This window comes from Nocardioides stalactiti (assembly GCF_014180715.1).
GTDB classification, from domain to species: Bacteria; Actinomycetota; Actinomycetes; order Propionibacteriales; family Nocardioidaceae; genus Nocardioides; species Nocardioides stalactiti.
The window spans coordinates 1-21,279 of sequence record NZ_JACEFC010000085.1 but is presented as its reverse complement, the minus strand read 5'-3'; the positions used below and the strand labels follow the sequence as shown (position 1 = coordinate 21,279).

The 21,279-nt window shown below is 72.2% G+C and carries 23 protein-coding genes and 1 pseudogene; 13 read left to right on the top strand and 11 right to left on the bottom strand.

Going from position 1 to position 21,279, the window contains the following annotated elements; all coding sequences use genetic code 11:
* From H0487_RS15965 to H0487_RS15955, 3 genes are all read left to right on the top strand, one after another.
* Positions 1-662 (top strand): glycoside hydrolase family 9 protein (locus H0487_RS15965; protein ID WP_183095221.1); only part of this gene is annotated, 662 nt, incomplete at its 5' end.
* 25 nt (positions 663-687) lie between these two features.
* Positions 688-2,211 carry a glycerol kinase GlpK gene (glpK, locus tag H0487_RS15960; RefSeq protein WP_183095220.1) on the top strand — a complete coding sequence of 508 codons (1,524 nt, stop codon included), beginning with the start codon at positions 688-690 and terminating at the stop codon, positions 2,209-2,211.
* Position 2,212: 1 nt separating this feature from the next.
* Positions 2,213-3,964, top strand: coding sequence for a glycerol-3-phosphate dehydrogenase/oxidase (locus H0487_RS15955; protein WP_183095219.1), 1,752 nt, complete (start codon positions 2,213-2,215; stop codon positions 3,962-3,964).
* Positions 3,965-4,060: 96 nt separating this feature from the next.
* Here the strand turns inward: H0487_RS15955 and H0487_RS15950 are convergent, their stop codons facing one another.
* The gene (locus H0487_RS15950; protein ID WP_183095218.1) at positions 4,061-6,016 is read right to left on the bottom strand and encodes an MSCRAMM family protein; all 1,956 of its coding nucleotides are present in this window, start codon (positions 6,014-6,016) and stop codon (positions 4,061-4,063) included.
* 29 nt (positions 6,017-6,045) lie between these two features.
* Between H0487_RS15950 and H0487_RS15945 the strand changes: the two genes are divergently transcribed.
* Positions 6,046-6,822, top strand: coding sequence for an SDR family oxidoreductase (locus H0487_RS15945; RefSeq protein WP_183095217.1), 777 nt, complete (start codon positions 6,046-6,048; stop codon positions 6,820-6,822).
* A gap of 3 nt (positions 6,823-6,825) precedes the next feature.
* Here H0487_RS15945 and H0487_RS24335 read toward each other — a convergent pair whose 3' ends face one another.
* Entirely contained in the window at positions 6,826-8,391 is a 1,566-nt protein-coding gene (locus H0487_RS24335) for a calcium-binding protein (protein ID WP_220793472.1), read from the bottom strand.
* A 115-nt stretch (positions 8,392-8,506) separates the two neighbouring features.
* Positions 8,507-9,286, bottom strand: a complete 780-nt coding sequence (locus H0487_RS15935; RefSeq protein WP_183095216.1) for an SURF1 family cytochrome oxidase biogenesis protein — start codon at positions 9,284-9,286, stop codon at positions 8,507-8,509.
* Between the two features lie 55 nt (positions 9,287-9,341).
* Here H0487_RS15935 and moaA point away from each other — a divergent pair, with 55 nt between their 5' ends.
* Positions 9,342-10,334, top strand: coding sequence for a GTP 3',8-cyclase MoaA (moaA, locus tag H0487_RS15930; protein WP_183095215.1), 993 nt, complete (start codon positions 9,342-9,344; stop codon positions 10,332-10,334).
* Positions 10,335-10,351: 17 nt separating this feature from the next.
* On the opposite strand, the gene H0487_RS15925 is transcribed toward moaA, so the two are convergent.
* Together H0487_RS15925 and H0487_RS15920 are read right to left on the bottom strand one after the other, a co-directional pair.
* Positions 10,352-10,576, bottom strand: coding sequence for an acetone carboxylase (locus tag H0487_RS15925; protein WP_183095214.1), 225 nt, complete (start codon positions 10,574-10,576; stop codon positions 10,352-10,354).
* Complete coding sequence (locus H0487_RS15920) at positions 10,573-10,860, bottom strand: DUF3099 domain-containing protein (protein ID WP_183095213.1); 288 nt, start codon at positions 10,858-10,860, stop codon at positions 10,573-10,575. Before H0487_RS15920 ends, H0487_RS15925 begins: the two co-directional genes overlap by 4 nt.
* Positions 10,861-10,911: 51 nt before the next feature.
* On the opposite strand from H0487_RS15920, the gene H0487_RS15915 reads away from it, so the two are divergent.
* From H0487_RS15915 to fabI, 3 genes are all read left to right on the top strand, one after another.
* On the top strand, positions 10,912-11,127 hold the full coding sequence (locus H0487_RS15915) for a dodecin (protein ID WP_183095212.1): 216 nt from the start codon (positions 10,912-10,914) through the stop codon (positions 11,125-11,127).
* A gap of 118 nt (positions 11,128-11,245) precedes the next feature.
* Entirely contained in the window at positions 11,246-11,971 is a 726-nt protein-coding gene (fabG, locus tag H0487_RS15910) for a 3-oxoacyl-ACP reductase FabG (protein ID WP_183095211.1), read from the top strand.
* A gap of 2 nt (positions 11,972-11,973) precedes the next feature.
* Positions 11,974-12,768, top strand: a complete 795-nt coding sequence (gene fabI / locus H0487_RS15905; protein WP_183095210.1) for an enoyl-ACP reductase FabI — start codon at positions 11,974-11,976, stop codon at positions 12,766-12,768.
* Here fabI and H0487_RS15900 read toward each other — a convergent pair.
* Positions 12,765-13,460 (bottom strand): YwaF family protein, encoded by a 696-nt coding sequence (locus H0487_RS15900; RefSeq protein WP_183095209.1) that lies wholly within the window; start codon positions 13,458-13,460, stop codon positions 12,765-12,767. The genes fabI and H0487_RS15900 overlap by 4 nt on opposite strands.
* Before the next feature lie 28 nt (positions 13,461-13,488).
* Between H0487_RS15900 and H0487_RS15895 the strand changes: the two genes are divergently transcribed.
* Complete coding sequence (locus tag H0487_RS15895) at positions 13,489-14,031, top strand: SixA phosphatase family protein (protein WP_183095208.1); 543 nt, start codon at positions 13,489-13,491, stop codon at positions 14,029-14,031.
* Between the two features lie 5 nt (positions 14,032-14,036).
* Here the strand turns inward: H0487_RS15895 and serB are convergent, their stop codons facing one another.
* Both serB and H0487_RS15885 read right to left on the bottom strand, forming a co-directional pair.
* Positions 14,037-15,248: a phosphoserine phosphatase SerB gene (gene serB, locus H0487_RS15890; RefSeq protein WP_183095207.1), complete on the bottom strand. Its 1,212-nt coding sequence runs from the start codon at positions 15,246-15,248 to the stop codon at positions 14,037-14,039.
* A gap of 25 nt (positions 15,249-15,273) precedes the next feature.
* Positions 15,274-16,047, bottom strand: coding sequence for an Rv1486c family protein (locus H0487_RS15885; protein ID WP_183095206.1), 774 nt, complete (start codon positions 16,045-16,047; stop codon positions 15,274-15,276).
* Between the two features lie 72 nt (positions 16,048-16,119).
* On the opposite strand from H0487_RS15885, the gene H0487_RS15880 reads away from it, so the two are divergent.
* Both H0487_RS15880 and H0487_RS15875 read left to right on the top strand, forming a co-directional pair.
* A complete protein-coding gene (locus H0487_RS15880) occupies positions 16,120-16,914 on the top strand; it encodes an ABC transporter ATP-binding protein (RefSeq protein WP_183095205.1) in 795 nt (264 codons plus the stop codon).
* Complete coding sequence (locus H0487_RS15875; RefSeq protein WP_183095204.1) at positions 16,911-17,696, top strand: sulfite exporter TauE/SafE family protein; 786 nt, start codon at positions 16,911-16,913, stop codon at positions 17,694-17,696. Before H0487_RS15880 ends, H0487_RS15875 begins: the two co-directional genes overlap by 4 nt.
* Before the next feature lie 26 nt (positions 17,697-17,722).
* On the opposite strand, the gene H0487_RS15870 is transcribed toward H0487_RS15875, so the two are convergent.
* A complete protein-coding gene (locus H0487_RS15870; RefSeq protein ID WP_183095203.1) occupies positions 17,723-18,082 on the bottom strand; it encodes a DUF4267 domain-containing protein in 360 nt (119 codons plus the stop codon).
* 26 nt (positions 18,083-18,108) lie between these two features.
* The gene (locus H0487_RS15865) at positions 18,109-19,098 is read right to left on the bottom strand and encodes an alpha/beta hydrolase (protein WP_220793471.1); all 990 of its coding nucleotides are present in this window, start codon (positions 19,096-19,098) and stop codon (positions 18,109-18,111) included.
* 124 nt (positions 19,099-19,222) lie between these two features.
* Here H0487_RS15865 and H0487_RS15860 point away from each other — a divergent pair, with 124 nt between their 5' ends.
* Together H0487_RS15860 and H0487_RS15855 are read left to right on the top strand one after the other, a co-directional pair.
* Positions 19,223-20,302, top strand: a complete 1,080-nt coding sequence (locus tag H0487_RS15860) for an LLM class flavin-dependent oxidoreductase (protein ID WP_183095222.1) — start codon at positions 19,223-19,225, stop codon at positions 20,300-20,302.
* Complete coding sequence (locus H0487_RS15855) at positions 20,299-20,946, top strand: FMN reductase (protein ID WP_183095202.1); 648 nt, start codon at positions 20,299-20,301, stop codon at positions 20,944-20,946. The genes H0487_RS15860 and H0487_RS15855 overlap by 4 nt, the downstream gene beginning before the upstream one ends.
* On the opposite strand, the pseudogene H0487_RS15850 reads toward H0487_RS15855, so the two are convergent.
* Positions 20,947-21,279 (bottom strand): annotated as a pseudogene (locus H0487_RS15850) (elongation factor G-like protein EF-G2); the annotation flags it as partial.

Genomic DNA, 21,279 nt, shown 5'->3' with positions numbered 1-21,279 from the left:
CGCACCTCCAGGCAGCGACGGCCGACGGCGCGAACAACTGGCTGGTCCGGGCCGACGGCTACGAGGTCGGCCTGCTGCCGGCAGCCGAGCTGTGCGGCGTGCTGGGCGCCGCCGCGGCACCGGCGACGTACAGCGACCCGGCGTGCGAGATCCTGGTCAGCGGGGGCTACAACGCGCGGTTCGAGGTCGCCAGCCGGACCGCGTTCGGGCGGGCCGGTGAGCCGCAGTGGGCCTCGGCCCGGGCCAACGAGTCCGCGGCGTTGACGCTGCTCCTCGCGGACCGCGAGGGGACGCAGGACTTCACCCCGGCGATGCGCCGGGCGACCGGCTGGTTCCTCGGCGTCAACCCGTGGGGCGTGCGGATGCAGGTCAACGGGACGACCGCGGGGGCCACGGTGTCCGGCGGCATCACCGGGCCGTACCACTGGACCAAGGCCATCGGTCGGCCGCTGCCGGTGGGCGCGGTGCCGGGCGGACCGGCCAGCCAGGTGACGATCGACGAGCAGCGCGTCTACTGCTGCGACCCCGTCGTGCTCACCGCGTTCGACACGCCCCAGCAGGTCTACCACCAGGCCGACGCGGAGGACTACGTCATGAACGAGGTCGGCCTCGGCTACAACGCTCCGGCGGTGCTTCACTTCGCGTTGCTCTCACCGGGGTGAGGGTCGACGTGGCAGGGTGATCCCCGTGGCGGAATACGTGGGGGCCATCGACCAGGGCACGACCAGCACGCGGTTCATGGTGTTCGACCATGACGGGGCCGAGGTCGCGCGACACCAGCTCGAGCACGAGCAGCTGTTCCCGCGGGCCGGCTGGGTCGAGCACAACCCGGTGGAGATCTGGGAGCGCACCTCGGCGGTCGTGAAGACCGCGCTCGGCAAGGCGCGGCTCGACCCGTCGGACCTGGCAGCGGTCGGCATCACCAACCAGCGCGAGACGACCGTGGTGTGGGACCGCCGCACCGGACGTCCGCTCCACAACGCGATCGTCTGGCAGGACACGCGGACCGACGCGATCGCGGCGGCCCTGGACCGCGACGGGCGCGGTGACGTGATCCGGCACAAGGCCGGGCTGCCCCCGGCGACGTACTTCTCCGGCGGCAAGCTCCAGTGGATCCTCGAGAACGTCCCGGGCGTGCGGGAGGCTGCCGAGCGCGGCGACGCGCTCTTCGGCACCCCCGACACCTGGGTGCTGTGGAACCTGACCGGTGGGCCGGACGGCGGCGTCCACGTCACCGACGTGACCAACGCCAGCCGCACCATGCTGATGGACCTCGAGACCCTCCAGTGGGACGAGGAGCTGCTCGGCTTCTTCGGCGTCCCGCGCGCGATGCTTCCCGAGATCCGTGAGTCCTCGGCGGCGGCGTCCAAGGGCCCGTTCGGGACGACCCTGCGCAGCGGGCCACTCGGGGGCGAGGTGCCGATCACCGGGATCCTCGGCGACCAGCAGGCGGCGACCGTCGGGCAGGTCTGCTTCGCTCCCGGCGAGGCCAAGAACACCTACGGCACCGGCAACTTCATGCTCCTCAACACCGGTACCGAGATCGTCCGGTCCAAGGCCGGGCTGCTGACGACGCCCGCCTACCAGCTCGGCGACGATCCGTGCGTCTATGCGCTCGAGGGGTCGATCGCCGTCACCGGTTCGGCGGTGCAGTGGCTGCGCGACCAGCTCGGCATCATCAGCGGCGCCGGCGAGTCGGAGGCCCTGGCCCGCCAGGTCGAGGACAACGGCGGGGTCTACTTCGTGCCCGCCTTCTCCGGGCTCTTCGCGCCCTACTGGCGCTCCGACGCCCGGGGCGCGATCGTCGGGCTGTCGCGGTTCAACACCAACGCACACCTGGCCCGGGCGACGCTCGAGGCGATCTGCTACCAGTCGCGCGACGTCGTCGAGGCGATGTGCCAGGACTCGGGGGTCCGGCTCGAGGTGCTCAAGGTCGACGGGGGTGTGACCCTCAACAGCCTCTGCATGCAGATCCAGGCCGACGTGCTGGGCGTCCCCGTCAGCCGCCCCGTCGTCCCCGAGACGACGGCACTCGGAGCGGCGTACGCAGCCGGGCTCTCGGTCGGTTTCTGGTCGAGCACCGACGAGCTTCGGCAGAACTGGCAGGAGGACACGCGGTGGGAGCCGGCATGGGACGAGGAGCGCAGGGCCGACGGCTACGCGCGTTGGCACAAGGCCGTGCAGCGCACGCTCGACTGGGTGGACGTCTGAGATGACACCCGCCGCACTCTCCCCGCGGGCGCGGGCCGCCGCGCTGAAGAAGCTCTCCACCCAGCACGTCGACGTGCTGGTGATCGGCGGCGGCGTGGTCGGGTCGGGCTGCGCGCTCGACGCGGCGACCCGTGGCCTCAAGGTCGGCCTGGTCGAGGCGCGCGACTTCGCCTCGGGCACGTCGAGCCGCAGCTCCAAGCTCATCCACGGCGGCCTGCGCTACCTGGAGATGCTCGACTTCCGGCTGGTCGCCGAGGCGCTCAAGGAGCGCGGGCTGCTGATCCGGCGGCTGGCGCCGCACCTGGTCCGACCCGTCCCGTTCATCTATCCGCTGACCGGCCGCGGCTGGGAGCGGTGGTACGCCGGCTCCGGCGTCGCGTTGTACGACGCCATGGCCAAGGCGAGCGGCTACGGCAACGGCACGCCCACCCATCGCCACCTGACCCGGCACGGCGCCCGGAAGCAGTTCCCGTCGCTGCGCAAGGACGCGCTGGTCGGCGCGATCAAGTACTACGACGCCCAGGTCGACGACGCCCGGCACACCATGTTCCTCGCGCGCACCGCGGCGACGTACGGCGCGGCGGTCGCCAGCCGGACCCGTGTGCTCGGGCTGATCAAGGAGAGCGAGCGCGTCGTCGGCGCGGAGGTCATCGACCTCGAGACCGGCAACCGGTTCGAGATCCGGGCGTCGCAGGTCATCAACGCCACCGGGGTGTGGACCGACGAGACCCAGGCGATGGCCCGGGAGCGGGGGCAGTTCAAGGTGCGGGCCAGCAAGGGCGTGCACATCGTCGTCCCGCGCGACCGGATCCGCGGCGAGGCCGGACTGATCCTGCGCACGGAGAAGTCCGTGCTGTTCGTCATCCCCTGGAAGCGGCACTGGATCATCGGGACCACCGACACCGACTGGGAGCTCTCCAAGGACCACCCGGCCGCCAGCTCGGTCGACATCGACTACATCCTCGAGCACGTCAACGCGGTGCTGGAGGTGCCGCTGACCCGTGACGACGTCGAGGGTGTCTATGCCGGCCTACGGCCGCTCCTGGCCGGCGAGGACGCAGCCACCTCGAAGCTGTCCCGCGAGCACGCGGTCGCCCACTCGGTGCCGGGCCTGGTCGTCGTCGCGGGCGGCAAGTACACGACCTACCGGGTGATGGCCGCCGACGCGGTCGACGAGGCCGTCCGCGGACTCGAGACCTCCCAGGGCAAGACGGTCGGTCCCTGCGTGACCGAGCAGATCCCGCTCGTCGGTGCCGACGGGTTCCACGCGTTGTGGAACCAGCGGCGCACCCTCGCGACCCAGTCCGGGCTGGCGATCAACCGGATCGAGCACCTGCTGGAGCGCTACGGCTCGCTCGTGCTGGAGGTGCTCGACCTCATCGCCGCCGAGCCGGACCTGGCCGAGCCGCTGCCGGGAGCCGAGGACTACCTGCAGGCGGAGGCCGTCTACGCGGTCACCCACGAGGGCGCCCGGCACCTCGACGACGTGCTCACCCGTCGACTGCGCATCTCCATCGAGACGTTCGACCGCGGCGCCGCCGCGGCGCCCTACGTCGTCGACCTGGCGGGTGGCTACCTCGGTTGGGACGCCGACCAGCGCGCCCGCGAGCTCGAGCACTACCTCAAGCGGGTCGAGGCGGAGCGCGAGAGCCAGCGCCAGCACGACGACCTGACCGCGGACGCCGCCCGCAAGGGCGCCCCCGACGTCGTCCCGGTGTCGCACACGCCGGAACCAGCAGGCACCCCCGACTAAGCCGAATCCGGACCTTCCTGGGTCGATTCCGGACCTTCCTGGGTCGAGTCCGGACCTTCCTGGGTCGAGTCCGGACCTACCTGATCGGGTTCCTCCTCAGCCGACCGTGAGCGGTCCGGGTAGCGCCTTCGTGGCGCCCAGCGTCACCGCGACCTCGTCGGCCTGACGGAGCCGGGGTGAGGTCCGGCCGGCGGCGTCGGCGTCGAAGTACAGCGCGCGGGTGCTGCCGCCGCAGCCCTGCCGCACCAGTACGACGTACGACGCCGTGCTGAGGCCACCGATCGAGAACCGCCCGTCGACGCCGCTCGTCGCCCGACGGACCGCGAGCGAGCCGTCCTCGCCACGGGCCTGGAGCACGCAGCCGACGACCGGGTCGCCCCCGCCGTCCAGGAGGCGTCCGGTGATCACACCGCCGGTCTCGAGGGTGGCGCTGATGCCGGCGACGACCGCACCGTCCACCGTCACCGGGGTCGCCCCCGCCGGGCCGAGCCCGTCACGGCGGTTGCGCCACCACTCCGCGGCGAGGGAGGTCGACGCCGTCGCCCGGTGGAACGCGACGTGGTAGTCGCCTCCGGGCAGGTCGCGGAAGCGGTACAGGCCGTCGGCCCCGGTGACCTGGCTGAGTGCCAGCCGACCCGTGGGCGCGTAGAGGTCGACCCGGACCCCGGTCGCGCCGGTCACCCGGCCGCGGACCTCGCCGGCCTGGCCGGTGACGATGTCGGCGGCGGTCGTGGTGGCGCCCGCGGTCACCTGGAACGGGATGCCGCCCCGCGGCGAGGGGCTGCCGCCGCTGCAGGTCTGGGGGAACGCGGGGACGAACTCGGGGTCCTGGTGCTCGACGCAGACCACGTAGGTGCCGGACGGCAGCGACCCGATCGTGTAGGCCCACGCGTTGTCCGCCCCGGTCGGGTAGGCCTCACCGACGGCCACTCCCTCCCACGCGCCGTCGACCAGGCGGTAGGCGGTCAGGTTCGGGTATCCCTGGGCGCCGAGGTAGACCTCGGGCAGGCTCCCGGTGATGTAGCCCGCGGTGCCGGGGGAGAGGTTCACGCCCGACCGGGCCTGGGTGGCGCCCAGCGGGATGTCGGTCGCGTCGTCGGGGCTGCTGCCCTGCCGCCAGCAGGTCGCCGTGATGTCGAACCCGAACGCGCAGACCCGGTAGGTGTCCGCGTCCAGGCCGGTGATCCGGAAGTCGCCGTCCTGGCCTGCCGACCCGTAGCTGACCGCCTCCCAGCGGCTGTTGCGATAGCGGAAGGCGGTGATCGCGATCGACTCGGTCGACCCGGCCGGCCGGGTGAGCGTGCCAGAGATGTTGCCGCGGCGGGTGAGCCAGAACGAGACGATCGGGCTGCCGCCCGGTGCGACGGTCACGTCGGAGGCCTCGGCGACGGTCGCGACGTCGTCCCAGCACTCCGGGACGAATTCGCGGGGCACGTCGAGCACGCAGAACCGGTAGGTGCCCGGGTCGACGTCGGTGAGCAGGAAGGACCCGTCGGCCGCACTCTGGTTGCCGAACAGTTCCAGCTGCCAGGTCCCGTCGGGCGCCCGGCGGTAGGGCGCGACGTAGGCCGAGATACCGACGCCGCCGGGGCCGACGACGCGCCCGCGCACCGACGACTCCCGCGGCAGTCGGGGGGTGATCGTGGTGGTGCCGCCCTCGGTGACCACCACGTCGGTGGCGCCGAAGACGTCGTACCCGCCCTCCCAGCAGGTGCGTCCCGTGGTCTCGGAGTTCTCGAAGGTCAGCGCGCGGAAGCAGGCCCGGTAGCTGCCGGCGGGCAGGGAGATCGCGAAGTCGCCGACCGGCAGGCCGGTGTCCCACGAGGTGATCGTGCGCGGGGGGATCGCGAGCTCCCACGCGTCGGGGCCGTCGGGCTGGAAGACCGTGACCTCGAAGTACTCGGTGCGCGCGCCGTTGGGGCCGGTCAGGGTGCCCGCGAGGGTGCCGCCGGCCGCCCGGGCGGGCGCGCTGCTGAGCAGGGACACGAGGACCGCCAGCACGAGGACGACGCCCGAGAGCGACGCCTTGCTGACCCGGTGGCCGCGGAGCATTCGACGAGGGTACGTCCTACATTGGGTCAATGGACCTGGAACTTCGGGATCGCGTTTTCGTCGTCACCGGTGGCAGCCGTGGCCTGGGGCTGGCCACCGCCGCAGCGCTCGTCGCGGACGGCGCCCGGGTGGTCCTGTCGGGTCGTGACCAGGACGGGGTGGACGCCGCCGTCGAGGGTCTGCGTAGCGAGGGGCCGGGCGGCGGCGACCGGGTGCACGGCCTCGCGGCCGACAATGCCGACCCGGCGACGCCGGCCCGGCTGATCGCGGCGGCCCAGGACCGCTGGGGACGGCTCGACGGCGCCCTGGTGAGCGTGGGTGGACCGCCGGCCGGCCGGGTCAGCGGGGTCACCGACGACCAGTGGACGTCGGCCTTCCAGTCGGTCTTCCTCGGCAGCATCCGGTTGGCACGGGAGGTCGGTGCGGCCCTCGGCGAGGGCGGCTCGATCGCGCTGGTCCTGTCCACGAGCGTCCGGCAGCCGGTCGAGGGGTTGTCGGTCTCCAACGGCCTGCGCCCCGGCCTTGCGATGGTCGCCAAGGACCTGGCCGACGAGCTCGGTCCGCGCGGCGTCCGCGTCAACGCCCTCCTGCCCGGCCGGATCGGGACCGACCGGGTCGCCGAGCTCGACGGCGCGACCGGCGACGCCGCCGCGGCGCGTGCGGCGTGGAGCGAGCGGATCCCGCTGCGCCGCTACGGCGTGCCCGAGGAGTTCGGCCGCGTCGCGGCCTTCCTCCTGTCGCCGGCGGCGTCGTTCGTCACCGGCGCCATGGTCCCCGTCGACGGAGGCATGACCCGGGCGCTCTGAGCGTCAGGGGATGCCGGTCGCCGTCTCGCAGGAGGTGCCCGTGTCGGTGCCGGTGCTCCCGTTGCAGGTGTCGGCGCCGGTGCCGCCGTTGAGGGTGTCGTCCCCGGAGGATCCGCTCAGGATGTCGCTGCCGGCGCGGCCCTGGAGGTTGTTGGCGGCGGTGTTGCCGGTCAGGGTGTCGGCGCCGGAGCCGCCCCAGACGTTCTCCACGAGACGCAGGGTGTCGGTGCCGGTGGAAGCGCCGGTGTTCTGGGCGGCGATGGTGCCGAGGTTGACCGCCACCGGTTGGGTGCTGGAGACGTACGACGCGACGTCCACCCCGGCCCCACCGTCGACCTTGTCGTCACCGGGACCGCCCTGGATGGTGTCGTCGCCGCCGAGGCCGCAGATCGTGTCGTCACCGCCGAGACCGTTGATGGTGTCGTTGCCGGGGGTGCCACGGATGACGTCGGGACCGGCGGTCGGCATCTCGCCCTTGCCGAGGTCGACCGTGACCGGCGTCCCCTGGCAGAACTGCTGGAACGAGAGAACGATCCGCGGACTCGCCGTCAGCACACCGCCGAAGCCAGCCGCGTCGTCGTTGACGTAGAGCTGCCAGGTGCCGTTGGGATCGACCCCGTCGAAGACCGACAAGGTACTTCCGTAGGGGCCCACCGGGGCCGGCGAGGGCCAGGTGTCGTTGAGGGGCGATCGGTTGGCCGGCCGGTAGCGGTCGGCGTTGCACGCGGACGTGCCCGGGATCGGGCCCGGGGCCTCGTCGTCGAAGGACAGGGTGCGGTCGCGGAGCCCCTCGCTGCATGCGTCCGACATCAGGACCGCTGACTGCCCCTGCGGCCCGACGAGCAACACGTCGAGATCAGCGGGACGACCGTGGTGCAGGCCGGGGAGCTCGACGTCGACGTCGGTGACGAGACCCGTACGTCCGCTCACGGTGACGGTCTTCGGGTACGGCCCTGCCTGGCCGACGCCGGTCGAGGACTGCGGCAGCCGGACCGCGGCCGGCGCGAGGGTGAGGTCGAGCGACCACCCGCCCGCGATGTTGGTGACATCGAAGTCGCCGTCGTCGATGACGGTGAGCACCCACTGGCCGTTCGGGCTGGTGCCGGTGAACGCCGACAGCGTGGTCGCCGTCGGCGGGGCGGTCCAGTCGTCCCCGTCACCGACGTTCGTCGGCCGGTAGCTTCCCGTCGGGCAGTCGATCGAGTCGGGGAACGCGTCCGGCGCGGTGTCGTCGATCGTGAGGTGGGCACCGATCACGTCCACGCCGCCGCACACGTCCGACATGAGGGGGACGCGCTGCCCATGGGGTCCGAGGAGCATGACGTCCATGTCGTCGGGGTTGGGATGGGTGACCTGGTGCAGCGTCACGGCGACGTTGGTGATGACCCCGGAATGCCCGCTCACGTTGATGGCGGTCTCGACGACCTGGTTGTCCTGGACGACGATCTGCGAGTCGTTGGTGAAGGTCACGGCGGAGGCCGGGGCGACCGGCGCGACGGTCACCGGCACTAAGGCCGTGATCGGGAGCAGGACGACTCCGACGACTCGTCCCAGGGTGCGGTTCGGCACTGTCGATTCCTCATGTCGCGCGCCCCTCCTGCTCGGGGACGCAGGTGCTGGACAACACAAGCACCGAGCGGCGATCGACCGCTACCGGGGGAACCCGGAAAATGCGCGAGGTGGTCTAGTCCTCCGTAGTGCCTCGGCGGCGTCGCTCGCCGCGAGGTCCGTTCTTCCGCTCGTCCCATGCGAGGTAGCCGAAGCCGCCGAACGCCAGGATGCCGAAGAACCACCACTGGAGGCCGTAGAAGAAGTGCGGCCCCTCGCCGGTGTCGGGCTCCTCGAAGGGCTCGAGGGCGGTCGCCGACTCCGGGTCCTCGGTGAGTAGTTCGACGAAGCCGCCCAGGACCTCCTTGTCGAGCGCCTCGCCGACCTCGACGCTCGAGATCGCCCGCATCCCGCCGTCGGAGACCCGGGTGCTGTCGCCCTCGCCGTCGACCCGCACCCAGCCGGTGACGGTCACCTCGCCGGCGGGCGGCGGCGGAGCCGCGTCCGCGGCGTCGGCCATCCGACCGTCGTACGCCAGCCAGCCGCGGTCCACGACCAGGGTGCTGCCGTCCTCGAGCACGAGCGGTACGACGACGTCGACGCCGGGAGCACTGTCGCGGGTCCGGTAGCGCACGATGAGTGTCTCCGCGACGTCGTAGGTCCCGGTCGCCTCGACGACGGTGTACTCCTCCTGCGGGGCGACCGGTTCGCCCACCGCCAGCACCTCGCCGACGGGGACGGGGTCCTCGTGCGCGTTGGCCTCGATGACCGCGTTGCGCTCCTGCTTGTCGTCGAGCCGGCCGAACTGCCACTCTCCGAGCCACCAGGTGCCGACACCGAGGAGGAGCACCACGAGGAAGAAGCCGAACCAGCGACGACTCACCAGGAATCGCCACGACGTCAGCCACTCACGCACGGGACAACGGTAGGACGCCGGGGTCCCGCGCCCGGCACCGGCCTATCCTGGTGGCATGCAGCCCCTCGTCGACCGCTACGGCCGGGTAGCGACCGACCTCCGGGTGTCGCTCACCGACCGCTGCAACCTGCGCTGCACCTACTGCATGCCGGCCGAGGGCCTCGACTGGCTGCCGGGCGACGACCAGCTGTCCGACGACGAGGTCGTCCGGCTCATCGGCGTCGCCGTCCAGCGGCTCGGGGTGCGGGAGATCCGGTTCACGGGCGGCGAGCCGCTCGTACGACGCGGGCTCGTCGACATCGTCCGCCGGACCCGCGCGCTCGACCCCGACGTCGAGCTCTCCATCACGACCAACGGCCTCGGGCTGGCCCACACGGCGGCCGCGCTCGCCGACGCCGGGCCCGACCGGGTCAACGTCAGCCTCGACACCATCCGGCCGGAGACGTTCCTCGCGATCACCCGCCGCGACCGCTTCGCCGACGTCGTCGACGGGCTCGCCGCCGCCGAGGCGGCCGGCCTCGGCCCGGTGAAGGTCAACGCCGTCCTGCTGCGTGGCGTCAACGACGACCAGGCGCCCGAGCTGCTCGCGTGGTGCCTCGAGCGCGGCTACCAGCTGCGGTTCATCGAGCAGATGCCGCTCGACGCCCAGCACGGCTGGTCGCGCGACGCCATGGTCACCGCCGACGAGATCTTCGCCCACCTCGACCGCGCGTTCGACCTGACGCCTGCCTCCGAGCCTCGGGGGAGCGCCCCCGCCGAGCTGTTTCGGGTCGACGGTGGCCCGGCGACGGTCGGCGTCATCGCGTCGGTCACCCGCCCGTTCTGCGGCGATTGCGACCGGGTGCGGCTGACCGCCGACGGCCAGGTCCGCAACTGCCTGTTCGCCCGGCAGGAGTCCGACCTGCGGGTGGCGATGCGGGCCGGCGCGACGGACGACGACCTCGCCGAGCGGTGGCTGGTGGCGATGGCCGGCAAGGCCGCCGGCCACGGCATCGACGACCCGACGTTCCTCCAGCCCGACCGTCCGATGTCGGCGATCGGCGGCTGACGCGCACCTGCAGCCGGTCAGGCTCCGGGAGCGGGGTGCGGAACGGTATCCCGCAGGAACCCCCGGGCGCCGAGGAACGCCTCAAGCGACTCCCGGTGCTCGTCGCAGGCGAGCCACACCTTGCGTCGGTCGGGCGTGTGGATCCGCGGGTTGTTCCACAGCACCTGCCAGGTCGCGTCCGCGCGGCAGCCCTTGGCCGAGCAGACGTCAGGCTCCGACGACGCGGCGGAAGCCTCGGTCACTGGCCGCCCAGCTGACGGTCGCTGCGGCCCCCGCCGGTGAGCGGTAGGTCGTCGGTGCGGGTGTAGGCCGCGTTGGCGGTGACGACCGCGACGTAGGGGAGGATCAGGGCTGCTGCGATGAGGATCGGCCACAGCCAGGTGATCCCGGCCATGCCTGCGATCGCGGCTCCGATGAAGCAGAGCGTGCGGATCGTCATCGAGATGATGTAGCGACGCTGACGGCGGGCCAGGTCGGCCTGGGGGTTGGACCCGGCCGTCGTGATCCGGATAGGGGCGTCGGACATGCCTGCAGCGTACGCGGCGGGCATGAGGGCCAGCGGGTCTAGGGTGATCCCATGAGCAACCGCACCTATCGCGTCACCGAGATCGTCGGCACCTCGCCCGACGGCATCGACCAGGCCGTCCGCAACGGCATCGAGCGGGCCGGTCGGACGCTGCGCCACCTCGACTGGTTCGAGGTGATCGGCACGCGCGGACAGATCAAGGACGGACAGGTCGAGCACTTCCAGGTGACGATGAAGGTCGGCTTCCGCCTGGAGGACGAGGCCTGAGGGCCCGCGAGTCCCGGCGGGCCGATCACGGCTTTGTCGGGACCCTACAAAAGTAGCCGGTGAAGTTGCGGGGTGCTGGCGGCGAGACAGGGCGCCTCCTGCGGCTAGCGTCGAAGGCGTGACTTCCGCTTCCCCGCACGAGCCTCGCTCCGTCCTCATCACCGGCGGCAACCGCGGCATCGGCCGCGCCATCGCCGAGGCGTTCCTGGCGCAAGGCGACAAGGTCGCCGTCACCACCCGGAGCGGTGGTGCCCCCGAGGGCGCGCTGGAGATCAAGGCCGACATCACCGACCAGGCCGACGTCGACGCGGCGTTCGCCGCCGCGGAGGAGGCCCACGGTCCGGTCGAGATCCTCGTCGCCAACGCCGGGATCACCGCCGACACCCTGGTCCTGAGGATGTCGGAGGAGGACTGGTCCTCGGTCATCGACACCAACCTCACCGGCTCCTTCCGCCTCGCCAAGCGGGCCGCGAAGAGCATGCTGCGCCTCAAGCGCGGCCGGATCATCTTCATCTCCAGCGTCGTCGGCCTGCTCGGCTCGCCCGGCCAGGTCAACTACGCGGCCTCCAAGGCCGGCCTGGTCGGGATGGCGCGGTCGCTCTCGCGTGAGCTCGGCTCGCGCTCGATCACGGCCAACGTGGTCGCTCCCGGCTATGTCGAGACCGACATGACCGCCGTCCTCAGCGACGAGCAGAAGGAAGGCATCCGGGGACAGATCCCCCTGGGTCGCTACGCACAGCCCGAGGAGGTCGCCGCGGCCGTCACGTGGCTGGCCGCGCCCGCGTCCGGTTATGTCACCGGCGCGGTCATCCCTGTCGACGGCGGACTCGGAATGGGGCACTGACCATGACTGCCAAGACCGGCACGCTGCTCGAGGGCAAGAACATCCTCGTCACCGGCGTCACCCACGACTCCTCGATCGCGTTCGCGGTCGCGCGCTTCGCGCAGGAGCAGGGCGCGACCGTCCTGATCTCCAACTTCGGCCGGGCGCTGCGGATCACCCAGCGGATCGCGAAGCGGTTGCCGACCATGCCGCCCGTGCTCGAGCTCGACGTCACCGACCCGGCCCACCTCGAGGCGCTCCCGGGCCTGGTGCGCGAGCACCTCGGTGAGGACGCCACGCTCGACGGCGTCGTGCACTCGATCGCCTACGGCAACCCCGAGACGCTGCTCGGCGGCAACTTCCTCGACGGGCCCTGGGAGGACGTCGCCCAGGCCGTCCAGGTCTCGGCGTACTCGTTGAAGTCCCTCGCCGTCGCCGCCCGGCCGCTGATGCCGGCCGGAGGGTCGATCGTCGGGCTCACCTTCGACGCGACCGTTGCCTGGCCGGCCTACGACTGGATGGGGGTCGCCAAGGCGAGCCTCGAGTCGACCTCGCGCTACCTGGCCCGGGACCTCGGTCCGCAGGGGATCCGGGTCAACCTGGTGTCCGCCGGCCCGCTGCGCACCCTGGCGGCCAAGGCGATCCCCGGTTTCGGCGACCTCGAGGACCTGTGGAAGACCCGCGCCCCGCTCGGCTGGGACAACACCGACACCGAGCCCACCGCGCGCGCGGTCGGGGCGCTGCTCTCGGACCTGTTCCCGGCGACGACCGGGGAGATCGTCCACGTCGACGGCGGATTCCACGCGATGGGCGCCTAGGTCACGCGCGCAGCGCGTCCTGCGGCCCGTCCGGCCGCGCGCTGGGCGACCCACGTCATCACCGTCCACACGGCGACGACGACGCCGATCTCCTGAACGACGTACCACGGCCAGTCGCCGAAGTAGTCGAGGATCGAACTGCGCGGCTTGCGCAGCAGGTAGCCGTAGTTGGTGTCGGCGACGACGTTGAAGACGTACGTGGCCACCGCCCAGACCAGCGTGGTGATCACCGTCGTCCCGAGGTCGCGCCAGCGGGGCACCTTCCCGAGGCCGATGACGAGATAGACGGCCGCCCACACGATGAGCAGGTGGAGCGCCCAGAACGCGAAGTAGCGCGGGTGGGGCAGGTCCTCGTTGAGGGCCGGGGTGACGACGCCCTGGATGGTGAGGGTCAGCCCCCAGAAGAACGTCAGGGCGACCGGGAACGGCTTGTGCGACCACAGCGCCCAGGTCGCTGCGATCCAGGCGAGGTCGCACAGATGCAGCGGCAGGGTCACGTCGACGTCGAAGTTGAAGGCGAGGTCGACCAGCTGGAAGGGCACCGTCACGACGGGGAGGACGATCGCCGCCCCGCGGCTGAACCGGGTCGGCCCGTCCGTGCCACGGTGGCGACGCCCGAGCCAGACCGCAGCGGGCAGGCCGAGGACGAAGATCACCAGCGGGACCAGGTGGGTCAACCCGTACGACGACACGCGTTCATCCTGCCTCTACCCTTCGACCATGGTCAGCACCCCGCACCGGCTCGTGGTCGTCCGGCACGCGAAGGCCGAGGCCTTCGGCCCCACCGACTTCGACCGGGTGCTCGCTGCGCGGGGACGCGGTGACGCGGCGGCGGCCGGTGCCTGGCTGGCCGAGGAGGGCGTGGTGGCCGACGCAGCGCTGGTGTCGGCAGCGGCCCGGACCGTCGAGACCTGGCAGGTCCTCGCGGGTGCGGCGGGCTGGTCGGTCGAGCCGGATCTCGACCGCGGCCTCTACGGCGCCGACGAGGACGGGGTGCTCGACCTGGTCCGGATCGCCGACGAGGCGATCGGCACGCTCGTCGTCGTGGGTCACAACCCGACGGTCGGCATGCTCGCCCAGCTCATGGACGACGGCGAGGGCCCGCCGGACGCCGTGGACCGGCTGATGCGCGGCTACCCCACGAGCGCGGTGACCGTCTTCGAGCTGGACTCCACCTGGGCCAAGGCCGCGATGGGCCGGGCCCGGCTCACGCACTTCCACGTCGGACGCGGCGCGGGCGCTTCCGACGACCAGCGCGACTGAGACGGCTACAGCGGGGGAGCCGGGGTGATGATGCCGTCCGCGGCGTCGGCCGCCTCGATCGCCTCGCGGGAGATGCCGAGCAGGTACATCACCGAGTCCAGGTACGGCACGTTGAGCGCGGTGTCGGCGACCTCGCGCACCACCGGACGGGCGTTGTAGGCGATGCCGAGACCGGCGGCCTCGAGCATGTCGAGGTCGTTGGCGCCGTCACCGATCGCGATCGTCGCGGCCTCGGGCACCCCGAGGTCGGCGGCGAACTCGCGCAGCGCCGTGGCCTTGCCGGCCCGGTCCACCACCGGCCCGACCACCTCGCCGGTGAGCCGACCGTCGACGATCTCCAGGGTGTTGGCGCGGGCTCGATGGATCCCCAGGTCCTCGGCGAGCCGGTTGGTGATCTGGCTGAACCCGCCGGACACGATGGCGAACCGGTAGCCGAGGCGGCGCAGCACCCGCACCAGGGTCCGCGCCCCCGGGTTGACGACGATCTCGTCATAGACCTTGTCGATCACCGAGGCATCGAGCCCGGCGAGGAGGCGGACCCGGGCGCGGAGCGACTCCTCGAAGTCGATCTCGCCGCGCATCGCTGCCTCGGTGACGGCCGCGACCTCCGGCTCGCACCCGGCGTGGGCGGCGAGCATCTCGATGACCTCACCCTGGATGAGGGTCGAGTCGACGTCCATGACGATCAGCCGTACGCCGTGGCGCAGCAGCGTCGCCGGCTGGACGGCGACGTCGACCGACAGCGAGGCAGCCTCGCGCGCGAGCAGGCTGCGCAGCGTCAGCGGGTCGGCCCCGGACACGTCGAGCTCGAGCGCGGTGACGGGGTAGCGGGCCATCCGCTCGATCCGGTCGATGTTGCCGCCGAGGTCGGCGATCCGTCCGGCGATGGCGCCCATGGCCGAGGCCTTGAGCGGCGCGCCGATGACGGTCACGTGCGAACGTCCCTCGCGGCGGGCCTTGTTGTCGCCGGTGCCCTGCTCGATCTCGACGGCCATGCCGAGATCGTCCGCGACCTTCTCGATCGCCCTGCGGAGCTTCTTCACGTCACGCGGTGCCGTCACCAGGACACCCAGCACCAGTCGACGACGGAGCAGGATCTGCTCGAGGTCGATCACGTTGACGCCCGCTCGGGAGAGGACGCCGAAGATGGCGGAGGTGACCCCGGGCCGGTCCTTGCCCGTGAGAGTGATCAGCAGCGTGTCGGCAGGCGTCGTCATGTCGCGACGAGGCTATCCCTCCGGCTCATCCCTCCGGCCACCCGTCCGGTGAACAGGCAGCGGCGAGGGCGTGGCGGGCGGCCGTGCCCAGGGGCAGCAGGGTCGCCCGGCGCGCGGAGACCTCGCTCGCGCTGATCGCGCCGCCCTCGCTATCGAGGGCGAGTGCGACGACGTCGAGCAGGTGGAGGGCACGGCGGGCGAGGTCGACCGCCCGGGCAGGGACGCCCGGCGGTGCCACGAGCGGCGCACCGTCGCGCAGGTCGTGGAGGTCGTCGGCGACCTCGGGCTGCCACCGGGCCACGTCGAGCCGGGCGAGGTCGTTGGCGGCGTCGAGGAGCGTCCGGCGCAGGGCCCGGTCCGCCTCGCCCAGGTCGGGAGGCATCCGGCGGCGCGCGTCGTACGACGTCCACTCGACGGCGCGGCCGACCTGGGTCGGGACCCAGCCCGTCCCCGGCTCGGTGAGGACACCGAGCGCGAGGACCGCCTCGCCGGCGTCGGTGGCCGCCATCGAGAACGCCGGGGGGCCGGCGACGCCGTGCGGGTCGCCGGGAGAGGGGAACGCCGCGCCGAACGCCGTCGCCCCCGACCTGCGGACCTCCGCCGTGGCCTCGAGCAGCGACCGGCCGCCGGTCGAGCCGGGGGCTGTGCTGGTGACAGAGCCCGTGCCAGCGCCGAGGAAGACGTGGGCGGCGTCGTCGCCGAGGACGGCGTCCCGGTAGTCGTCCGGGCTCACCAGTCCGCGGAGGAACGCCGTACCCCACCATGCGACCCGGCCTGCGACCGGCAGCTCGACCACCACGTCGCGCGACGATAGGCCACCGGCCCCGAGGTGGTCGTCAGCCGGGTCGCCGGCGGTCGATAGGGTTGCCTCATGTCCGCCGTCCTGGAGCTCGCCGAGGTCTCTGTGCGCCGGGGCGACGCGGTGCTGCTCGACAAGGTCACCTGGGTGGTCAAGGACGGCCAGCGGTGGGTGGTGCTCGGCTCCAACGGTGCCGGCAAGACCACGTTGCTCCAGATCGCCGCTGCGCAGCTCTACCCGACCTCCGGGGCGGTCGGCGTGCTCGGTGAGCTCATCGGCAGCGTCGACGTGTTCGACCTCCGGCCCCGCATCGGGCTGACCAGCGCGGCGCTCGCCGAGCGGATCCCGCGGGACGAGCGCGTCAGCGACGTTGTCGTGTCGGCGTCGTACGCCGTCGTGGGCCGCTGGCGCGAGCACTACGACGAGCTCGACCACGAGCGCGCCGCGTCGCTGCTGCGCGAGGTGCGCGCCGACCGGTTGGCCGACCGTACCTTCGGGACGCTGAGCGAGGGCGAGCGCAAGCGGGTCCAGATCGCCCGCGCGCTGATGACCGACCCCGAGCTGCTGCTCCTCGACGAGCCCGCCGCGGGCCTGGACCTCGGCGGACGCGAGGACCTGGTGTCGACGCTCTCGGTGCTGGCCTACGACCCGTCGTCGCCGGCGACCGTGCTGGTCTCCCACCACGTCGAGGAGATCCCGCCCGGGTTCACCCACGTGCTGATGCTCCGCGAGGGGCGGGTCGTGGCGCAGGGGCCGATCGAGGACACCCTCACCGCCGAGGCGCTGTCGGCCACGTTCGGGATGCCGCTCGTGCTCGAGCAGGCTGAGGGCCGCTACGCGGCCCGGCGCCGCCTGCACCGGGGATGAGCCTGCTGGAGGCCGTCGCCGTCCTGCTCGCCGGGGTCGGCGCAGGTGCGATCAACGCCGTCGTCGGCTCGGGCACGATCATCACCTTCTCGACCCTGGTCGCGATCGGGGTGCCGCCGGTCGTCGCCAACATCTCCAACAGCCTCGGGGTGGTGCCCGGCTCGGTGACCGGTGCGTGGGGCTACCGACGCGAGCTCGAGGGCCAGCGGGCGCGGATCCTGCGTCTGCTGGTGGCGTCGTTCCTCGGCGGCATCACCGGTGCCGCGCTGCTCATCCTGTTGCCGCCCGGGGCGTTCGAGGCGATCGTCCCGGCCCTGATCCTCCTCGGCGTCGTGCTGGTCATCGTCGGGCCGCGGCTGTCCGAGGCGGTCGCGAAGCGCGCGGAGGAGCGGGGTGAGGAGACCCGCCGCGACGCACCGTGGATCTGGCCGGCCGTGTTCGCCGGCGGCATCTACGGCGGCTACTTCGGAGCGGCCCAGGGCGTGATCCTGATGGCGCTGCTCGGCATCGGCGTGCCGGAGACGCTCCAACGCCTCAACGGCGTCAAGAACGTCCTGGTCGCCACGGCCAACCTGGTCGCCGGCGTCGTGTTCGTCGTCGTGTCGTGGGTCGGCTGGTCCGACGCCCGTGTCGACTGGCTGATCGTGCTGCTCATCGGGGTCGGGGCGTTCGCCGGCGGCTTCATCGGCGCGTCCGTCGGCCGGCGGCTGCCGCCGACGGTGTTGCGCACCTTCATCGTCGTCGTCGGCCTGTCGGCCGCGACGCTGATGATCCTGACCTGACGCAGGCTGGGACCGGCCCGTGCGGGCTACTCCTTGGAGCCGAGGCCCGCGGCGCCGGAGCCGACCGCGCCGAGCGCCACCACGATCATGGCGACGGCCGAGAACACCGGGACCTCCTTGCGCTGGAGCGCGATGACACCGGTGGCGGCGTCGCCGCCGTCGACCGCCATCCCGGCGAGCACGAGGGTCCGGCGGGCCTTGCCCTTCGCGAACAGGGTCAGGCCTCCGATGGCGATCTCGCGGACACCGAACATCCGGGCGAAGAAGCCCATCTGCGGGTTGCCGGCGGCGTCGAGGCCGAACAGCTTCGCGCCGAGGGACGGCGAGGCGATCGAGACGATGCCGATGATGATGCGCCCAAGGGAGAGGCCGGTCACAGGGTTCATGCCGCGAGGCTAGTGGGTGGGACCACTCAGAGCACGTAGGTCGCCATCCAACGCTCGATCTCGTCATAGACCCGGGCCCGCGGCTCGGGACGGGAGAGGACGACGTCGTGGACGGCGCCGGGGATCGCGACGGAGGTGACGTGACGGCCGAGCGAGCTCGCCCACCGGCGGATCTGCACCACGTCGAGGACGACGTCGGTCGACATCGCGTCCTCACTCATCTCCCGCGCGAAGCGGGTGCGGTCGGAGGAGAGGACGAGCACGGGGCAGCGCAGGTCGAGGCCGGCGTGGACGCGGGCGTGGCCGGCGCGGATCGCGCGCAGCCACCCGAAGCGCACGGGGAAGGACTCGATCGGCTTCCAGGTGAGGTCGAAGTCCCACTCGCCCTCGTGGTCGCGGTGCAGGCTGCGCGGATAGACGCCGCTGACCTCGCGGGGGAGCTCGCGCATCGGCTGCAGCCGGCCGATCCGGTCGATGGCCAGCCCGGCCGGCAGCGTGCGCAGCCACGCCGGGCCCTGGAGGTCGAGCCAGGGGGAGTTGAGGAAGATCCCGGCGAGTGCCTCCGGGTGGCGGGAGTCGGCCCACAGCGACACGATGAGGCCGCCGGTCGAGTGGGCCGAGATGACGACCTGGTCGTGGCTGTCGCGCTCGGTGATCCGCTCCCAGGCGAGGTCGAGCTCGGCGAAGTACTCGGCCAGGTCGGCCACGTAGGTCGCCGTCTGGTGCGGACGGATCGACCGGCCGTACTTGCGCAGGTCCAGGGCATACATGTCGTGGTCGCGCTCCAGCCACCACTCGCCGTACGCGGTCTGGAAGAAGTAGTCGGAGAACCCGTGCACGTGCAGCACGGCCCGGCTGGTCGGCGCCTCGGTACGACGGCTCACCAGCGTGGCGACGACCTCACCCTCGGCGTCCGGCGGCAGCGCGATGGTCTCGGCCACCCACGGGTGCCCGAGCACGTCGGTCACCACCTCCACGGGCCCCGCGACGGCCCCCGACACGATCTCGTCGGTCATGGCGCCCAGTCTGCCTGAAGGGCCCGGAATAGGGGTGGGGGTGGGCCGGTTGAAAGGGATAGTTGCCATGTCAACTACGATGGGCGACAAGCCAACAGGGCGAGGACCAAGGAGAGTGGACACCATGCAGATCGGCATCTTCACCGTCGGCGACGTGACGACCGATCCCACGACCGGGCAGGCGCCGACCGAGCACGAGCGGATCAAGGCGACCGTGGCGATCGCGAAGAAGGCCGAGGAGATCGGCCTGGACGTGTTCGCGACCGGGGAGCACCACAACCCGCCGTTCATCGCGTCGAACCCCACGGCGACGCTGGCCTACATCGGCGCGCAGACCGACAACATCATCCTGTCCACCGCGACGACGCTGATCACGACCACCGACCCGGTGCTCATCGCGGAGGACTACGCCAAGCTCCAGCACCTCACCGACGGCCGGGTCGACCTGATGATGGGCCGGGGCAACACCGGCCCCGTCTACCCGTGGTTCGGCAAGGACATCCGTCAGGGCATCAACCTCGCGATCGAGAACTACGCCCTGCTGCGCCGGCTCTGGTCCGAGACCAACGTCGACTGGGAGGGTCGCTTCCGCACCCCGCTCCAGGGCTACACCTCGACCCCGCGCCCGCTCGACGGGGTGGCCCCGTTCGTGTGGCACGGGTCGATCCGCAGCCCCGAGATCGCCGAGCAGGCGGCTTACTACGGCGACGGGTTCTTCCACAACCACATCTTCTGGCCGGCCTCCCACACCGAGCAGATGGTGCGCCTCTACCGCGAGCGGTTCGAGCACTACGGACACGGGCCGGCGGACACCGCGATCGTCGGTCTCGGCGGGCAGTTCTTCATGCGCAAGAACAGCCAGGACGCCGTCAACGAGTTCCGGCCCTACTTCGACAACGCCCCCGTCTACGGCCACGGCCCGTCGCTGGAGGACTTCACCGAGGGCACGCCGCTGACCGTCGGCTCGCCGCAGCAGGTCCTGGAGCGGACCCTGTCGTTCCGCGACTACGTCGGTCACTACCAGCGCCAGCTCTTCCTCGTCGACCACGCCGGCCTGCCGCTCAAGACCGTCCTCGAGCAGCTCGACCTGCTCGGCGAGATCCTGCCCGAGCTGCGCAAGGGCTTCGCCGAGGGCCGGCCCGCGCACGTCCCGGACGCGCCGACGCACGCCTCCCTGGTGGAGCAGAGGAAGGTGCCCGCATGAAGCGCGTCGTCGTGATCACCGCCGGCCTCAGCGTCCCGTCGTCCACCCGGCTGCTGGCCGACCTGCTCGGCGACGCCGTCGAGCGGGCGATCGAGGCGCGGGGGAGCGAGGTCGGCGTCGAGATCGTCGAGCTCCGGCCGCTGGCGCACGCACTGGCCGACCACCTGCTGACCGGCTTCCCGACCGGGGAGCTGGCGCGCGTGATCGAGCAGGTGCACCGCGCCGACGCTCTCGTCGTCGTCACGCCGGTGTTCGCGGCGTCGTACTCGGGCCTGTTCAAGAACTTCTTCGACGTGCTCGAGGACGGCGTCCTCGACGGCACGCCGGTCCTCGTCGCGGCGACCGCCGGCACCGCCCGGCACTCGCTGGTCCTCGACCACGCGCTTCGGCCGCTGTTCTCCTACCTGAGAGCCGTCGTCGTCCCCACCGGCGTCTTCGCCGCGACCGACGACTTCGGCAGCACCGACGGGACCCTCCAGAAGCGGGTCGAGCGGGCGGCCGGCGAGCTCGCGGCCCTCGTCGCCGGCTCCGGTGGTACGACGTCGCCGGCGGCGGCGCCGCGACCGGTCACCGAGGAGCGGTTCGCCGCGGTCACCCCGTTCGACCAGCTGCTCCGCGAGGCGGGCGGGGACTCGGTCCGCTGATCAGTGCGCTGAGGGGTGGTCCCGGGCGGTGACCTTCTTGGCGAGGTCCTCCGGCATCGGCTCGTAGTGGGCGAACGCCCGGCTGAAGGTCCCGGCACCGTGCGAGGAGGCCCGGAGGTCGATGGCGTAGCGGACCAGCTCGCGCTGGGGCACGTGCGCCTTGACCAGGGCCCGGTCGCCGACCTGGTCGGTGCCGAGCAACCGGCCGCGCCGGGCGGAGAGGTCGCTCATCACGCCGCCGACGAGGTCGTCGGCCACCAGCACCGCCACCTCGTCGTACGGCTCGAGCAGGGAGATCCCGGCCGCCTCGGCGGCCTCCCGCAGGGCGGGGGC

Bases quoted from the DNA above. Each gene is read 5' to 3' on its own strand.
- H0487_RS15875 (WP_183095204.1), top strand. From the start codon at position 16,911: ATGAGCCTGCTGGAGGCCGTCGCCGTCCTGCTCGCCGGGGTCGGCGCA.
- H0487_RS15895 (WP_183095208.1), top strand. From the start codon at position 13,489: ATGGTCAGCACCCCGCACCGGCTCGTGGTCGTCCGGCACGCGAAGGCC.
- H0487_RS15950 (WP_183095218.1), bottom strand. From the start codon at position 6,016: ATGCTCCGCGGCCACCGGGTCAGCAAGGCGTCGCTCTCGGGCGTCGTC.
- fabI (WP_183095210.1), top strand. From the start codon at position 11,974: ATGACTGCCAAGACCGGCACGCTGCTCGAGGGCAAGAACATCCTCGTC.
- serB (WP_183095207.1), bottom strand. From the start codon at position 15,248: ATGACGACGCCTGCCGACACGCTGCTGATCACTCTCACGGGCAAGGAC.
- moaA (WP_183095215.1), top strand. From the start codon at position 9,342: ATGCAGCCCCTCGTCGACCGCTACGGCCGGGTAGCGACCGACCTCCGG.
- H0487_RS15870 (WP_183095203.1), bottom strand. From the start codon at position 18,082: ATGAACCCTGTGACCGGCCTCTCCCTTGGGCGCATCATCATCGGCATC.
- H0487_RS15860 (WP_183095222.1), top strand. From the start codon at position 19,223: ATGCAGATCGGCATCTTCACCGTCGGCGACGTGACGACCGATCCCACG.
- H0487_RS15880 (WP_183095205.1), top strand. From the start codon at position 16,120: ATGTCCGCCGTCCTGGAGCTCGCCGAGGTCTCTGTGCGCCGGGGCGAC.
- H0487_RS15945 (WP_183095217.1), top strand. From the start codon at position 6,046: ATGGACCTGGAACTTCGGGATCGCGTTTTCGTCGTCACCGGTGGCAGC.
- H0487_RS15915 (WP_183095212.1), top strand. From the start codon at position 10,912: ATGAGCAACCGCACCTATCGCGTCACCGAGATCGTCGGCACCTCGCCC.
- H0487_RS15865 (WP_220793471.1), bottom strand. From the start codon at position 19,098: ATGACCGACGAGATCGTGTCGGGGGCCGTCGCGGGGCCCGTGGAGGTG.
- H0487_RS15920 (WP_183095213.1), bottom strand. From the start codon at position 10,860: ATGTCCGACGCCCCTATCCGGATCACGACGGCCGGGTCCAACCCCCAG.
- H0487_RS15955 (WP_183095219.1), top strand. From the start codon at position 2,213: ATGACACCCGCCGCACTCTCCCCGCGGGCGCGGGCCGCCGCGCTGAAG.
- H0487_RS15855 (WP_183095202.1), top strand. From the start codon at position 20,299: ATGAAGCGCGTCGTCGTGATCACCGCCGGCCTCAGCGTCCCGTCGTCC.